Source organism: Leisingera sp. ANG59, from assembly GCF_013317235.1.
Lineage (GTDB): Bacteria > Pseudomonadota > Alphaproteobacteria > Rhodobacterales > Rhodobacteraceae > Leisingera.
Genome location: NZ_WLCM01000002.1, coordinates 80813 through 94418, shown reverse-complemented (window position 1 = coordinate 94418; position 13606 = coordinate 80813). Strand labels below are relative to the sequence as shown.

Genomic DNA, 13606 nt, shown 5'->3' with positions numbered 1-13606 from the left:
TTGCAGCGGGCCGGATGCTGTTTGCCGTCCGGGCCGGGTGGACTGGTGCGCCGGGAGGAGCGATGCGTGATCCGATTGCACCCCTACGCGCTGCCGCGCAGGCCTGTCTGGCGGCCGCCGCGGGTCTGACTGGGGCGGTTGCCGCCGCGGCAGGGGAAAGCTGGCAGTGGCAGCTGACGCCGTTCATGGTTGCCCCTTCCATCGACAGCACGACCGAGCTGGGCTGGACCGGCGGCGATGTCTCCATTGACGCCGGAGATGTGTTCGACCAGCTGCAGGCGGGCGGGATGCTGCAGTTCGAGGGCACCCACTACAGCAATTTCGGATTCCGGCTGCGCTATGCGGTGCTGGATGCCGATTCCAATGCGCTGTCGTCGGTGGGGCCGGGCGGGGTGCGCTACGATCAGAACCTGGCCGAGGCGCTGGTGACCTACCGGTTCGGGAGCGGGCCGGATCAGTTTGAGGTCTTCGGCGGCCTGCGCCACTGGGATGTGGATGTGACCGCCTCCTTGCCTGGGGCGGCCCTGCGCCGCGGGGCGGACTGGACTGATCCCGTCTTTGGCATGCGCTGGGAACGGCGGCTGTCGGACAGCTTCAGCGTTACCCTGGAAGGGGACATCGGCGGATTTGGCGCCGGGTCGGAGGAAAGCTGGTCGCTGATGGGCGGCCTGGTGCATCACCGCTGGAAGAACGCGTCCATCTATGTGCTCTACCGCGGGCTGGGGGTTGAGTATGAAGAAGGCAGCCGCGGTACCGGCAGCTTCTTCCGCCATGATGCGGTGACGCACAGCCTGCTGGCCGGGGTCGGGTTCCGGTTCTGACAGCGGGCGTGCATGGCCCAATGTTTTCTGCAGGCCGGATTGCCCTCAGCCGCCGTTCCTTTCATCCTTCAGGCCACTTGTGCAGCCCGCGCTATCCGGCTCGCCCCGGCTCGTTCGGGTTGCTGGAGAAAAGCGCGATCTTGTTGCCTTGCGGGTCGCGAAGGTAGCCAACATAGAACCGGGGCCCGTAAGCGGCGCGAAATCCGGGCGGGCCCTCACAGGAGCCGCCGGCGGCAAGCGCGGCGGCGTGAAGGGTGCGAACCTGTTTCTGATTGCGCGCCTCGAAGGCGACCATAGAGCCATTGCCGGCCGAGGCCGCGTGTCCGTCAAAGGTTGGCTTAACGTAGAAGTCAGGTGAAACGGGAGACTGGCCGGGTGCGGCCGGCAGAGCGTAGCTTAACCCTTCAGGCCCTTCCTCCAGCCCGTAACCGAGGGCGGGCAGGATAGCGGAGTAAAATTCCTTTGCACGCGCGATGTCATCCGCTCCGACCGTGACATAGGCAATCATCCTGCGAGTTCCCTTCCAAAGGTCCGGTCATTCAAACGGGATTGCTGCGCTGCTGCAAGCTGTCTTAGATTTCAGCGTTTCAGGCGGCCCGGTGCGGTCCCAAGGGCCTGCACTGGAGCAGAGGCAGCGAATGCCGGGTTTGCTGCGCAAGCATACCCGGCATGGAAGGCGGCAGGATCAATCGTTGATGTCGTGGTTGAAGGTCTTCACCTGGCCTTTGGGCAGGGCGAAGAGCTTGCGCATGATCAGCCAGGCGGCCAGTGACAGCGCTGCAAAGATCAGCAGCAGCGGCGGCAGGCTGAAACCGACACCGGCCAGCAGCAGCAGGGCCACTACCGCGGCGCCGATGGCAAAGCCGAGGAACACGAAGCCCGGCACCAGCACCTCGAGGATCGCCAGCGCCAGCGCGCCGGCGCCCCAAACCCACCAGAGAGCCCAGAAGGGGGTGTCCATCACTTGCCTCCTTTCAGCAGGTTGAAGGCATTGCCGAAGGCCTCCAGCGCGTGGGCGGGAACGACGATGGTCTGTTTGCCGTCGCCGTTGCCGAGCGCATTGAGCGATTCCACCTGTTTCAGCGCCACCTGGTACTGCGCCGCCTCCAGCCCGTTTTCGGCAATTGCCTTGGCCACCACCTGGGTCGCGTAGGCCTCGGCCTCGGCCTGGATGCGGCGGGCCTTGGCGGTCTGCTCAGCCGCATAAAGCTCTGCGTCGGCCTGCAGCTCGACCGCGCGTTTCTGGCCCTCGGCCTTGGTGACCTCCGCCCGGCGGGCGCGTTCGGCATTGAGCTGCTGCAGCATCGCGTCGCGGGTGGCCTGGTCCAGGTTCACGTCCAGGATTTCGGCGCGGGTCACTTCGATGCCCCAGTCGTCCACCGCGGTCTCAACCGCTTCCTGGATGCGGGTGATCAGCTGGGCGCGGTTCGACTGCACCTCGTCCAGGTCCATCTTGCCGATCTCGGCGCGGACGATGCCGGCCACGGTGGTGGCGATGGCGCCGTCGACGTCGCGGATCCGGTAGACGGTCTTTTCCGGCTCAAGAATGCGGTAGAACACCGAGGTGTCGATCTGCACCAGCACGTTGTCCTTGGTGATCGCGTCCTGGGTGGCGTTCGGCAGCTGGCGCTCCAGGATCGAGATCTTGTGGCGGGCCACGTCGAGGAAGGGCACGATGAAGTTGATGCCCGGCCCCAGCACCGAGTGCAGGCGGCCAAAGCGTTCGACCACGTATTTCTCCGACTGCGGCACGATCTTGATCCCCTTCAGGATCACGATGATCAGCAGCACGGCCCCAAGCAAATAAAGGATATTGCCGGACAGTAGGTCGAGGATCAGGTCTTCGTTCATGTAAAATTCCTTTGGTTGGTCAGCGGGGGCTGCAGGAGCCGGGGCCCCCGGGTCCGGCGGCCCGCCGGGCAGGGGCTGTGCGCCGGAAGTCTTGTCCTTGTTCAATGACATGCCCCGTTGTGTGCAATGGTATACAGGTGGGTGTTAGCGGTGCCGGTTTCAAGATTTTCCAAGCGTATATGACGCCCGGCGGTCCAGGCTGGCAAGCCCGGAGGGGCTTGCCGCGCGGTGTCAGCTGCTGGAGGGTTTGAGCCGCCGCATCGGCGCCGGGCGCACCCGGTCTTCGATTTCGCTGTAAATCAGCCCGGCAATGTTCTTGGAGGAGGTTTTTTCAATCCCCTCCAGCCCGGGGGAGGAGTTCACCTCCAGCACCTTGGGGCCGGTTTCCGAGCGCAGAAGGTCGACGCCCGCCACATTGAGCCCGAAGGCCTTGGCTGCGCGGACGGCGGTGGCGCGCTCCTCCTTGCTGATGCGGACAGACACGGCGCTGCCGCCCAGATGCAGGTTGGAACGGAAGTCGCCTTCTGCACCGGAGCGTTTCATCGACGCGACCACCTTGGAGCCGACCACGAAGCACCGGATGTCCACGCCCGCGGCCTCCTTGACGAATTGCTGCACCAGAAAGTTGGCCTTGAGCCCGCGGAAGGCGGTGATGACGCTTTCGGCGGCCTTCTTGGTTTCCGCCAGCACCACGCCCTTGCCCTGGGTGCTTTCCAGCAGCTTCACGATCAGCGGCGCGCCGCCCACGATATGGATCAGGCTGCCGGTGTCCTTGGGCGAGGCGGCGAAAGCGGTGGCAGGCATGCCGATCTTGTGACGCGCAAGGATCTGATGCGCGTGCAGCTTGTCGCGGCTGGCGGTGATGCCTTCGGACCCGTTGACGCAGAAGGTGCCCAGGGTTTCGAACTGGCGCAGCAGTGCGGTGCCGTACTGGGTGACAGAGGCGCCGATGCGCGGGATTACCGCATCATAGCGGGGCAGGCGCTTGCCGTCGTAGTGGATCTCCGGCGCCAGCGCGTTCAGGGCCATGTAGCAGCGGGTGGTGTTGATCACCTCCACCGTGTGGCCGCGGAGTTCGCCCTCTTCCACCAGGCGGCGGGTGGAGTAATTGTCTTCGCGGCTGAGCACGGCGATGCGCAGGGCGCGCTTGGGGGCGGATTTGCGGATGTTGGCGGAGGCGTAGACGGAATAGTCCAGCGCCGGCTGGCACATGCGCTCGCCGGGCACGACGGTCACGTTTTCGGTCAGCGCCTGGCGGCCCAGCAGCATGTGCTTGGCCATGCCGCGCCGGTCGGTCAGGGTCAGCTCCACCGGCCAGGACTGGCCGCCGATTTCCAGCGCGGTCTCGATCACAAAGCGCATCTCGCTTTCGCCGTTGGACGAGGTGACCTCGCGCCGGTCCTTGATCAGGGCGGAGCAGGGGATTTCCAGATCGTACTGGCCGGGAATGGGGTGCACCATAAAGCGCACCTTGGGGGCGTTTGCCGGGCCGAAGGTTTCGATCCCGGTGGCATGCAGCGACGATGTGCGGGCGCCGGTGTCGACCTTGACCCGCAGGGCGGGCAGGCCGAGGTCCGGCAGGCTGACCCATTCCTCCCAGCCGAGTTTCAGTTTCGGTGCGGGGTCGGCTGTGGACATGCGCGGGGCTCCTTGGCATTAGGGGGAATCACCGGTGTGCCGGTTTGATTGTAACGGCAGGAATACGAGATGGCAGAGCTTTTCAACTTTGAACTGAAGGCAACCGACGGCAAGGCGCGCACAGGTGTCATAAACACCCCGCGCGGTGAAATCCGCACCCCTGCCTTCATGCCGGTTGGGACGGCCGCAACGGTCAAGGCGATGATGCCGGAAAGCGTGCGCGCCACCGGGGCTGACATCCTGCTGGGCAACACCTACCACCTGATGCTGCGGCCGACGGCGGAGCGGATCGACCGTTTGGGCGGCCTGCACAAGTTCATGAACTGGGAGCGCCCGATCCTGACCGACAGCGGCGGCTTCCAGGTGATGTCGCTGGCGGGGCTGCGCAAGCTGACCGAAAAGGGCGTGACCTTCAAGAGCCACGTCGACGGCTCCAAGCATGAGCTGACGCCGGAACGGTCGATGGAGATCCAGCGGCTGCTGGGCAGTGACATCGTGATGTGTTTCGACGAATGCCCGGCGCTGCCTGCGGAGCGCGACCGGATTGCCGAGTCGATGCGGCTGTCGATGCGCTGGGCGGAGCGCTCGCGCGAGGCGTTCGGCAACCGGCCCGGCCACGCGCTGTTCGGGATCATGCAGGGCGGGCTGGAGCAGGACCTGCGCGAGGAAAGCGCCGAGGCGCTGAAGAAGATCGGCTTTGAGGGCTACGCGGTTGGCGGCCTGGCGGTGGGCGAGGGGCAGCAGGCGATGTTCGGCTGCCTGGATTACGCCCCCGGTTTCCTGCCCGAGGACAAGCCGCGCTATCTGATGGGGGTGGGCAAGCCCGACGACATCGTCGGCGCCGTTGCCCGCGGTATCGACATGATGGACTGCGTGCTGCCGTCGCGTTCCGGCCGGACCGGCCAGGCCTTCACCCGCTATGGCGTCGTGAACATCAAGAACGCCCGCCACCAGGACGACCCGCGGCCGCTGGACGAGCACTGCAGCTGCCCGGCGTGCTCGAACTACTCCCGCGCTTACCTGCACCATGTGTTCCGGTCGAACGAGATGATTTCGGGGATGCTGCTGACCTGGCACAACCTGCATTACTTCCAGGAGATCATGCAGGGAATGCGGGATGCGATTGCTGCCGGGACGTTCGACGCCTGGCAGAAGGACTTTCACGACACACGCGCGCAGGGGGATATAGAGCGATTGTAAGCTTTGGAATCAGGGACCCCAGAACCACTGCGCCAGCTTTATTGAGACTTTCCAAAGAAGCGCCGTCAGGATCAGGACCAGAACGGTCAGGGTGAGGACGCCGGGTGTCGTGTAGGGCTTGACCCAGGTGACGGTAAATACTGCGGCCAGCGTTGCGGTCAGGCCCGAGATCGTCCAGCTGTTGAGGATTGCCCACATGCGTCAGGCCTCCGCTTCAAAGAGTTTCGGTAAGATTGCTTTGATGACTGCCAGGGCCATGTTGCCGTTCCGGTCTGACCAGGTTTGCAGCCTGCGGCGCAGTTTTTCGTGCCAAGGCAATGTGTTCCACAATTCCGGTGATGTCTGGATTTCCCATATCCAATCCGCAAACAGATCCTTGGCATGCTGCTCCGACTCGACCGCGCTCAGATCCCGGTACAGAATTGCTGCATCCGGCTCGCCGAACTTGGTGCCGGGCGCCCAGGCTAGAAGGTAAGGGCCACGGTCTGTCAGCCGGTGCATCCCGCTGGTTGCTGCAGCCTTGAGCGCTGTCTGGGAGACAGCGAGACCGTAGTTGTCGATGGCGATCTTGCAAGTGGCGGCCCGCGGGGCACGGTTGGCCCTGCGCGCCGCGAAAACGGATTCCGCAGGCCATATGGTCACGATTTGCGCCTGTTCGTCTTCTTCAACCTCTGTCACATGCGGAATTGTGTTCAGAAACGCAGCGCAAATGACTTCGAACCTGGCGCGTGTGTCTGCGGTCGGGCGCGACGGGAAGACCAGCATTCCGTAGGCCTTGTAGTCGCCCGGGGGAATTTCACCGGGACCTGCAAAAATGCGGGATGAAATGGTCAGCGTGCGGTCTTCGCCGATTCTCGGCCAGCTGCGGCGGTAAAGCTGCCGGACCCCGTGGTCGGGCAGGCCGGTGAATACCCACTCCGGGCGTTCGCCGGGGCCGGGTGTGCTGGCCACCAGTGGACCGGCGAGGAAATCCTGCAGGTGCTCCAGCGGCAGGTATTGAGGGGACTTAACAGCAAAATGCGTTGCGGGCGTCAGCGAGAAAACCACCAGGACGCCAAGGCAAAGTCCCAAAATGCCTTTTAAAACATGCATGAGAACGCAAGCTTTTACCAGTAAGGGTAGTGCGAACTATACCAGAAGAAGCCTTTGTTCTCCAGATCCTGAACTGCTGCTGCTCTGGGACGCGCGCGCAAGGCAGCCGATTGAGTTGCCATGTTTCCACCTCGTTGTCTTTGCAGTCCAGAAACGCAGGGGGTAATGGGCACCCCGTTCACCGGATTTGAAGACTTCTCTGCCAGCCTCGCGCAAAAGCGGGGAGGATGGCGATGACCTGTTTGCACGTATTGGCAGTTGCAGCCCTGCTGGGCGCTTCTTCGGCAGCTGAGGCGCAGACCGTGCAGAGCAATACCGTGCCAGGATCCCTGGCGGAAGCGTCGAGCTTCTTCAAGGCGCCGCGGCTGGATGGCTGCCGTATCTCCCTGGAGGAGTTGATCAAGGGCGGCTCGCAATCCTTACGCGGGCAGTGGATCGTGCAGAAGGGGCCGGGCGAAATCGCGCTGGACACTGGCGGGCGCATCGAAATGGTGCCGTTGCCGCAACGCACCGGCGACGTGGAGCGCCTGGGCTTCCGCAACGGGCGGCTGGTGGCGGATTCCGCCGCCTTGGGGTTTCTGCCCATCGGGGTGGAGGATCGGGCACCTTTGAAGCCGGGCACGGGTCTCAGGGCCGAAAGCGCGGGCCGCGGCGATTTGCCTGACGCGACAGAGGTTTTTCTGGATGATCTGGCGCTGGGGGCGCTGCCATGCGGTGCGGATCAGCTGTTGCGGCTGAACCTGCTGGCCGAGCGCGACAGTGGCACCGGAGAGGTGCTGCGGCAGGATATCCGCCTGTTTCTGATCGACCAGTCGCGGATGAGCGGCACCTACCGGGAAACCGGTCCGGGCGGGCGGCTGGAGCGGGGCCTGATCACGCTGTTGCGGCGCTGACGCTGCCTTGCAAAGTTATCCACAGGGAAGCCTGGAAAGGCCTTCATCATTTGCTCACCCTTCCTGCATTTGCGCCCTTGTGGTCCCGGCGCGCAGCGGGCAAGGTGAGCCCCAGCCTTGAGGTGCCGCGGTTGAAAACCCAGAGCCGCCCCACCAAGTAAAGACATCCAATGAGGAGACGGGCCAAAGCTGCCAATACCGGGGCCGGGCCGTCTTGCCTAACCAAAGGACCGAGTATGCAAGAGCCACTCAATTCCTCCTACCCAGTCCTGCCGCTGCGCGACATCGTGGTCTTCCCCCACATGATCGTGCCGCTGTTCGTGGGCCGGGAAAAATCGGTGCGCGCCCTGGAAGAGGTGATGGCCGACGACAAGCAGATCCTGCTGTCGAGCCAGATCGACCCTTCCGAGGACGATCCCGAAACCGATAGCATCTACACCGTCGGCGTGTTGGCCAATGTGCTGCAGCTGCTGAAACTGCCCGATGGCACCGTCAAGGTGCTGGTCGAGGGGCAGAGCCGTGTGAAGATCACCGAATTCCTGGAAAACGACAACTTCTTCGAAGCCAAGGCTGAAGAGCTGGGCGAGATCCCGGGCGACGTCACCACCACCGAGGCGCTGGTGCGCACCGTGGGCGACGAGTTCGAGCGTTACGCCAAGGTCCGCAAGAACATCCCCGAAGAGGCGTTGTCCGCCGTCGGTGAAACCGCCGAACCGGCCAAGCTGGCCGACCTGGTGGCAGGTCACCTGGGTATCGAAGTTGACCGCAAGCAGGAACTGCTGGAGACGCTCTCTGTCAGCGAGCGTCTGGAGAAGGTCTATGGCCTGATGCAGGGCGAAATGTCGGTCCTGCAGGTCGAGAAGAAGATCAAGACCCGCGTCAAATCCCAGATGGAGAAGACCCAGCGCGAGTACTATCTGAATGAGCAGATGAAGGCCATTCAGAAGGAGCTGGGCGACGGCGAGGAAGGCGCAGGCGAAATCGCCGAGCTGGAAGAGAAAATCGCCGCCACCAAACTGTCGAAAGAGGCGCGCGAGAAGGCCGACGCGGAGCTGAAGAAGCTCAAGAACATGTCGCCGATGTCGGCGGAAGCCACAGTCGTGCGCAACTACCTCGACTGGATGCTGTCGATCCCGTGGGGCAACAAGTCGCGCGTCAAGAAGGACCTGAACAAGGCGCAGGAGATCCTGGATGCGGATCACTACGGTCTGGAGAAGGTCAAGGAGCGGATCGTCGAGTATCTGGCGGTGCAGCAGCGCTCGGCCAAGCTGAAGGGGCCGATCCTCTGCCTCGTCGGTCCGCCGGGCGTGGGCAAGACCTCGCTGGGCAAATCGGTTGCCAAGGCGACCGGCCGCGAGTTCATCCGCATCTCGCTGGGCGGCGTGCGTGACGAATCCGAGATCCGCGGTCACCGCCGCACCTATATCGGCTCGATGCCCGGCAAGATTATCCAGGCGCTGAAGAAGGCGAAGACCACCAACCCGCTGATCCTGCTCGATGAAATCGACAAGATGGGCCAGGATTTCCGCGGCGACCCGGCCTCGGCGATGCTGGAGGTGCTGGATCCGGAACAGAACAACACCTTCATGGATCACTACCTGGAGGTGGAATACGACCTGTCGAACGTGATGTTCCTGACCACCTCGAACAGCTACAACATGCCCGGGCCGCTGCTGGACCGGATGGAGATCATCCCGCTGTCCGGCTACACCGAGGACGAAAAGCGCGAGATCGCCAAGCAGCACCTGATTTCCAAGCAGGTGAAGAACCACGGCCTGAAGGCCAAGGAGTTCGAGCTGACCGAGGACGCGGTGACCGCGATGATCCGCACCTACACCCGCGAGGCGGGGGTGCGGAACCTGGAGCGCGAGATCGCCAAAGTGGCGCGGAAATCGCTGACCAAGATCGTCAAGAAAGAGGCCGACAGCGTGACCGTCACGCCGGACAACCTCGACGATTTCCTGGGCGTGCCGAAGTTCCGCTTCGGCCTGGCCGAGAAGGAGGATCAGGTCGGCGTGGTGACTGGGCTGGCCTACACCTCTGTCGGCGGCGAACTGTTGTCGATCGAGGCGCTGCGGCTGCCGGGCAAGGGCCGGATGAAAACCACCGGCAAGCTGGGCGACGTGATGAAGGAATCGATCGAGGCGGCGTCCAGCTATGTGCGCTCGGTCTCGCCGAAACTGGGCATCAAGCCGCCGAAGTTCGACCATTGGGACATCCACGTGCACGTGCCGGAAGGCGCGACGCCCAAGGACGGCCCCTCGGCCGGCCTGGCGATGGTCACCTCCATCGTTTCGGTGCTGACCCAGATTCCGGTGCGCAAGGATATCGCGATGACCGGCGAGGTCACCCTGCGCGGCAATGCGCTGGCGATCGGCGGCCTTAAGGAGAAGCTGCTGGCGGCGCTGCGCGGCGGCATCAAGACGGTGCTGATCCCGCAGGAGAACGAAAAGGACCTGCCCGAGATCCCGGACAACGTGAAGGAAGGGCTGGAGATCATCCCGGTGTCCCATGTGTCCGAGGTGCTGGAGCATGCGCTGGTCGCCAAGCCCGAACCCATCGAATGGGATGAGGAGGCGGAGGAAGCCGCAGCCGCCAAATCGGCGCTGAAAGGCTCCGGCGAAGGCGCAGGCGCTACCGCGCACTGATCCGCTGATCAAATCAGCAGGCAAAAGGAAAGGGCGGTCCGAGGGGGCCGCCCTTTTTAGTGTTCTCTTCCGTTCTGGCCCTTCTTGCCGGGGCGTATGGTCCTTGGCGCTTGCGCGGCATCGCAGGGAGCGCTCCCGCCCGCCGCAGGCAGCGCTTAACGCGCCGCCGCTGCCGTTGGGCGTGGCGCCGCACCTTGGGTGCGGCGCGCGGCCTGCCCCGATCGGGGCAGGCCGCCAGGCCCAAAATCCGGAGGGGGTCCGGCCCCAGGCCGGGGTCCCGTGCGGCTGCGGGAGGTCCCCGCAGCCCTGCTGGCGGACGGCTCAGGCGGCCTTGCTGGCCTGTTCCATCTTGGCCTGGACGGTGGCAATCGCCATTTGTGCCGGGCTGACATCAGCCGCCTTGGCCTGGTTCAGGATTGCCGCCATGGTCTCGTCCAGCGCCTGCAGCTTGTCGGCGACAAAGCCTTCGCGGTCCTTGATCTTCTGGATTTCGGTCGCAACGTTGATGATGCCGCCGCCATTGGCCACAAAGTCGGGCGCATAGAGGATGCCGCGGGCATGCAGCGCCGTGCCGTCCTCAGCCGTTGCCAGCTGGTTGTTGGCGCCGCCGGCGACGATGTCCGCCTTCAGCTGCGGAATGGTCCCGGCGTTCAGGATGCCGCCGATGGCGCAGGGGGCAAAGATGTCTGCCTCGGCGCCGTAGATATCCGCCAGCGGCACCGCCTGGGCACCGAATTCGGCAATCGCCTGCTCCACGCGGCTTTCGTCGATGTCGGTGACAACCAGCTTGGCGCCGGCCTCGTGCAGGAACTGGCAGAGATACCAGCCGACATGGCCCAGGCCCTGCACCGACACGGTGACGCCGCCCAGATCGCGGCTGCCGTGTTTGTGGGCGCGGGCGGTGCGGATTGCGTTGAAGATGCCGCGGGCGGTGATCGGCGAGGGGTCGCCGCTGGCGAACTCACCGTCGGCGAGGCCTGCCACGAACCGGGTTTCCTCGGCCAGGACCGCCATGTCGGCGGGGCTCATGCCCATGTCCTCGGCGGTGATGTAACGGCCGTCCAGGCTTTCGATGGCGCGGGCAAAGGCGCGCAGCAGCTCCGGCGACTTGTCCTTGGCCGGATCGCCGATGATCACCGCCTTGCCGCCGCCCAGGGTCAGCCCTGCAGCCGCGTTCTTGTAGGTCATGCCCTCGCTGAGGCGCTTGACGTCGGTCAGGGCTTCGTCTTCGCTGGCGTAGGGGCGCATGCGCAGGCCGCCGGCCGCCGGGCCGAGCTGGGTGGAATGCACGGCAATGAAGCCGAGGAGGCCAACCGAGGGCTCCTCGACACGGTAGATCTCTTCATGGGTGGCGGAGGCCACGGCGGTCACTGTCATCTGGATAGCTCCTCCAAAACTTTATCCGATAATACCAGCGCGCAAACGCCGGTTTTCACCAAAAAGGCCTGCCGGGGCGGGGCGGTTTGGTGATAAACTGCCCTGAAAGCCGCCTGACTTAGGGGAAAGCTCCATGGATTCGATTGACCGCAAGATTGTCGCCGCGCTTCAGCGCAACGGGCGGCTGAAGATTTCCGAATTGTCGGAGATGGTCGGGCTCTCGGCCACCCCCTGCGCGCGCCGGGTTGCCAACCTGGAGGAGAGCGGGGTGATCAGCGGCTATTCGGCGCGGGTGGATCAGGCCAAGCTGGGGCTGCCGGTGACGATCTTCGTGGCGGTGGAACTGGAGCGGCAGTCCACCGACGCGCTGCAAGCCTTTGAAAAGGCGGTGCGCAAGTTCGACCAGGTGATGGAGTGTTATCTGATGACCGGCACCCGCGATATTCTGCTGCGGGTGGTGGCGGAGGACCTGCCGGATTTCGACCGTTTCCTGGAGGACCGGCTGATGCGGGTGCCGGGCATCCGCAACACCCGCTCCAGCTTTACCCTGCGCACGATGATTCGCCGCGACGCGCTGCCGTCCTGCTGAACGGTTCACGGGCGCGGGGAGCCTGTGCTAGGCTGATTGCACAGGACAAGCCCGTCCGCGCGGCTGCCGGTCCCCGGACGGGCTGAAGGCGCAGGATCAGGGCAGGCAGAAAAACCAGCAAACGGGGCAGGGAATGGCACGGGCAACCAGCAAAAGCAGAACATCCGGGCGCACATCCGGCACACGCAAACCGGCGGCACGCAAGACGGGCACGCTGCCGGCAGGGGCCGCGAAGGCGACTGCCGCAAAACCGGTGGCGGCCAAGCCGCAGTCCCGCAAGGCTGCTGCAGTCGCGGTGGCGGCGCCTGCCGCCCCGGAACCGGTTGTCGTTGCGGCCGCCGCACCGGTGGTGCCGGCACCGGAACTGGCCAAGAAGGAACTGATCGAACGGGCCGTCGAGCGGTCCGGCGTCAAGAAGAAGGACGCCAAACCGGTGGTCGAGGCGGTTCTGGCGCTGCTGGGCGAGGCGGTGGCCGAGGGGCGCGAGCTGAACCTGAAACCCTTTGGCAAGCTGCGCATCAACCGCAGCCAGGTACGCAGCAACGGCACCGTGTTTGTCTGCAAGCTGCGCCAGCCGCTGGCCGCCGCCGGCGCAGCAAATAACGCCGCCGGAGAAAATGCGGGCGAAGAGCAAAATTCTTCCAAAGACCCTCTTGCGGAGCCCGCACCGGACAGTTAAAAGCCTGCCTCACGGGTGATTAGCTCAGTGGTAGAGCGCTTCGTTCACATCGAAGATGTCAGGAGTTCAAATCTCTTATCACCCACCATCATTCCTGCAAGGCGCTCCCTGAAAAGGTTGAGCGCCTTTTGCTTTTCCGGGGTTCCTCCCGCGGTCCTGCGGCGTTACCACTTTGCCTGAGGAACCGGGCAGGGGGCACATTATGCAATTTCCGAAAATCTGGCTGCTGCGGCACGGGCAGACCGAATGGAATGCAGAGCGCCGCATCCAGGGGCAGCTGGAATCGCCGCTGACGCCCCTGGGGGTGGAGCACGCCCGCCGCCAGGCCGTGCTGATGGCGCCGGTCATGGCGCAGGGCCCGGATTGTTTTGCCTCGCCCCTGGGCCGGGCGCAGCAGACCGCGGATATTGCCCTGGGCGGTGCGCCTTTCGTGACCGACCCGCGTTTGGCTGAGGCCTATGCCGGGGCGTTTCAGGGCATGACGCTGGAGGAGGTGGCGGCAGGGTATCCGGGCATCTACAGGGCCAACCCGCGTAATCTGGACCTGTTCTGCGAAGCGCCGGGCGGCGAGGGGTACGGCAGTTTCCATGCCCGCATCCTCGATTTCATGCAGTCGCTGACCGGCCCAACGGTGGTGGTGGCGCATGGGCTGCTGGGCCAGGTGATGCGGGGCATTGTCTGCGGGTTGCCGCGCGACTGGATGGCGGCGTTGCCGAACGGGCAGGGCTGCGTCTATGTGCTGGAAAACGGGGCGGAAACGGTCCTGGAATAAGCCGTCCGGGCGGGCAAAAAATCTGCAATGCCCCCTTGCGCTGTCC

At 64.5% G+C, this 13606-nt stretch carries 14 protein-coding genes and 1 tRNA gene; 8 read left to right on the top strand and 7 right to left on the bottom strand.

Translation table 11 applies throughout. From position 1 onward, the window contains the following. Positions 1-62: 62 nt before the first annotated feature. Positions 63-821: a hypothetical protein gene (locus GKC28_RS02385; protein ID WP_174144935.1), complete on the top strand. Its 759-nt coding sequence runs from the start codon at positions 63-65 to the stop codon at positions 819-821. Positions 822-912: 91 nt separating this feature from the next. Here the strand turns inward: GKC28_RS02385 and GKC28_RS02380 are convergent, their stop codons facing one another. The 4 genes from GKC28_RS02380 to rimK all read right to left on the bottom strand — a co-directional run bounded on the left by GKC28_RS02380 (position 913) and on the right by rimK (position 4310). Then, complete coding sequence (locus GKC28_RS02380; RefSeq protein WP_174144934.1) at positions 913-1329, bottom strand: VOC family protein; 417 nt, start codon at positions 1327-1329, stop codon at positions 913-915. Positions 1330-1506: 177 nt separating this feature from the next. Beyond that, on the bottom strand, positions 1507-1782 hold the full coding sequence (locus tag GKC28_RS02375; protein WP_174144933.1) for an NfeD family protein: 276 nt from the start codon (positions 1780-1782) through the stop codon (positions 1507-1509). Then, on the bottom strand, positions 1782-2672 hold the full coding sequence (locus GKC28_RS02370; RefSeq protein WP_174144932.1) for an SPFH domain-containing protein: 891 nt from the start codon (positions 2670-2672) through the stop codon (positions 1782-1784). Before GKC28_RS02370 ends, GKC28_RS02375 begins: the two co-directional genes overlap by 1 nt. Positions 2673-2903: 231 nt before the next feature. Further along, positions 2904-4310: a 30S ribosomal protein S6--L-glutamate ligase gene (rimK, locus tag GKC28_RS02365; protein ID WP_174144931.1), complete on the bottom strand. Its 1407-nt coding sequence runs from the start codon at positions 4308-4310 to the stop codon at positions 2904-2906. Between the two features lie 69 nt (positions 4311-4379). On the opposite strand from rimK, the gene tgt reads away from it, so the two are divergent. Next, complete coding sequence (gene tgt, locus GKC28_RS02360; RefSeq protein ID WP_174144930.1) at positions 4380-5510, top strand: tRNA guanosine(34) transglycosylase Tgt; 1131 nt, start codon at positions 4380-4382, stop codon at positions 5508-5510. A 9-nt stretch (positions 5511-5519) separates the two neighbouring features. Here the strand turns inward: tgt and GKC28_RS02355 are convergent, their stop codons facing one another. Next, entirely contained in the window at positions 5520-5708 is a 189-nt protein-coding gene (locus tag GKC28_RS02355; RefSeq protein ID WP_174144929.1) for a hypothetical protein, read from the bottom strand. Between the two features lie 3 nt (positions 5709-5711). Further along, positions 5712-6581, bottom strand: a complete 870-nt coding sequence (locus GKC28_RS02350; protein ID WP_174144928.1) for a hypothetical protein — start codon at positions 6579-6581, stop codon at positions 5712-5714. Positions 6582-6835: 254 nt separating this feature from the next. On the opposite strand from GKC28_RS02350, the gene GKC28_RS02345 reads away from it, so the two are divergent. Together GKC28_RS02345 and lon are read left to right on the top strand one after the other, a co-directional pair. Further along, on the top strand, positions 6836-7495 hold the full coding sequence (locus tag GKC28_RS02345; RefSeq protein WP_254604130.1) for a hypothetical protein: 660 nt from the start codon (positions 6836-6838) through the stop codon (positions 7493-7495). Positions 7496-7731: 236 nt separating this feature from the next. Next, positions 7732-10143, top strand: a complete 2412-nt coding sequence (lon, locus tag GKC28_RS02340; protein WP_174144926.1) for an endopeptidase La — start codon at positions 7732-7734, stop codon at positions 10141-10143. 321 nt (positions 10144-10464) lie between these two features. Here the strand turns inward: lon and GKC28_RS02335 are convergent, their stop codons facing one another. Further along, positions 10465-11520 carry a Glu/Leu/Phe/Val dehydrogenase gene (locus GKC28_RS02335; protein WP_174144925.1) on the bottom strand — a complete coding sequence of 352 codons (1056 nt, stop codon included), beginning with the start codon at positions 11518-11520 and terminating at the stop codon, positions 10465-10467. A 133-nt stretch (positions 11521-11653) separates the two neighbouring features. On the opposite strand from GKC28_RS02335, the gene GKC28_RS02330 reads away from it, so the two are divergent. From GKC28_RS02330 to GKC28_RS02315, 4 genes are all read left to right on the top strand, one after another. Further along, positions 11654-12109 carry an Lrp/AsnC family transcriptional regulator gene (locus GKC28_RS02330; protein ID WP_174144924.1) on the top strand — a complete coding sequence of 152 codons (456 nt, stop codon included), beginning with the start codon at positions 11654-11656 and terminating at the stop codon, positions 12107-12109. A gap of 133 nt (positions 12110-12242) precedes the next feature. Next, complete coding sequence (locus GKC28_RS02325; protein WP_174144923.1) at positions 12243-12788, top strand: HU family DNA-binding protein; 546 nt, start codon at positions 12243-12245, stop codon at positions 12786-12788. A gap of 13 nt (positions 12789-12801) precedes the next feature. Then, positions 12802-12876: transfer RNA gene (locus tag GKC28_RS02320), tRNA-Val, on the top strand. Positions 12877-12990: 114 nt separating this feature from the next. Then, positions 12991-13560 (top strand): histidine phosphatase family protein, encoded by a 570-nt coding sequence (locus GKC28_RS02315; protein ID WP_174144922.1) that lies wholly within the window; start codon positions 12991-12993, stop codon positions 13558-13560. Positions 13561-13606: the final 46 nt, after the last annotated feature.

Coding starts and splice junctions, on each gene's coding strand:
- GKC28_RS02385 (WP_174144935.1), top strand. CDS start 63: ATGCGTGATCCGATTGCACCCCTACGCGCTGCCGCGCAGGCCTGTCTG.
- GKC28_RS02375 (WP_174144933.1), bottom strand. CDS start 1,782: ATGGACACCCCCTTCTGGGCTCTCTGGTGGGTTTGGGGCGCCGGCGCG.
- GKC28_RS02330 (WP_174144924.1), top strand. CDS start 11,654: ATGGATTCGATTGACCGCAAGATTGTCGCCGCGCTTCAGCGCAACGGG.
- lon (WP_174144926.1), top strand. CDS start 7,732: ATGCAAGAGCCACTCAATTCCTCCTACCCAGTCCTGCCGCTGCGCGAC.
- GKC28_RS02370 (WP_174144932.1), bottom strand. CDS start 2,672: ATGAACGAAGACCTGATCCTCGACCTACTGTCCGGCAATATCCTTTAT.
- GKC28_RS02325 (WP_174144923.1), top strand. CDS start 12,243: ATGGCACGGGCAACCAGCAAAAGCAGAACATCCGGGCGCACATCCGGC.
- GKC28_RS02380 (WP_174144934.1), bottom strand. CDS start 1,329: ATGATTGCCTATGTCACGGTCGGAGCGGATGACATCGCGCGTGCAAAG.
- rimK (WP_174144931.1), bottom strand. CDS start 4,310: ATGTCCACAGCCGACCCCGCACCGAAACTGAAACTCGGCTGGGAGGAA.
- GKC28_RS02355 (WP_174144929.1), bottom strand. CDS start 5,708: ATGTGGGCAATCCTCAACAGCTGGACGATCTCGGGCCTGACCGCAACG.
- tgt (WP_174144930.1), top strand. CDS start 4,380: ATGGCAGAGCTTTTCAACTTTGAACTGAAGGCAACCGACGGCAAGGCG.
- GKC28_RS02345 (WP_254604130.1), top strand. CDS start 6,836: ATGACCTGTTTGCACGTATTGGCAGTTGCAGCCCTGCTGGGCGCTTCT.
- GKC28_RS02335 (WP_174144925.1), bottom strand. CDS start 11,520: ATGACAGTGACCGCCGTGGCCTCCGCCACCCATGAAGAGATCTACCGT.
- GKC28_RS02315 (WP_174144922.1), top strand. CDS start 12,991: ATGCAATTTCCGAAAATCTGGCTGCTGCGGCACGGGCAGACCGAATGG.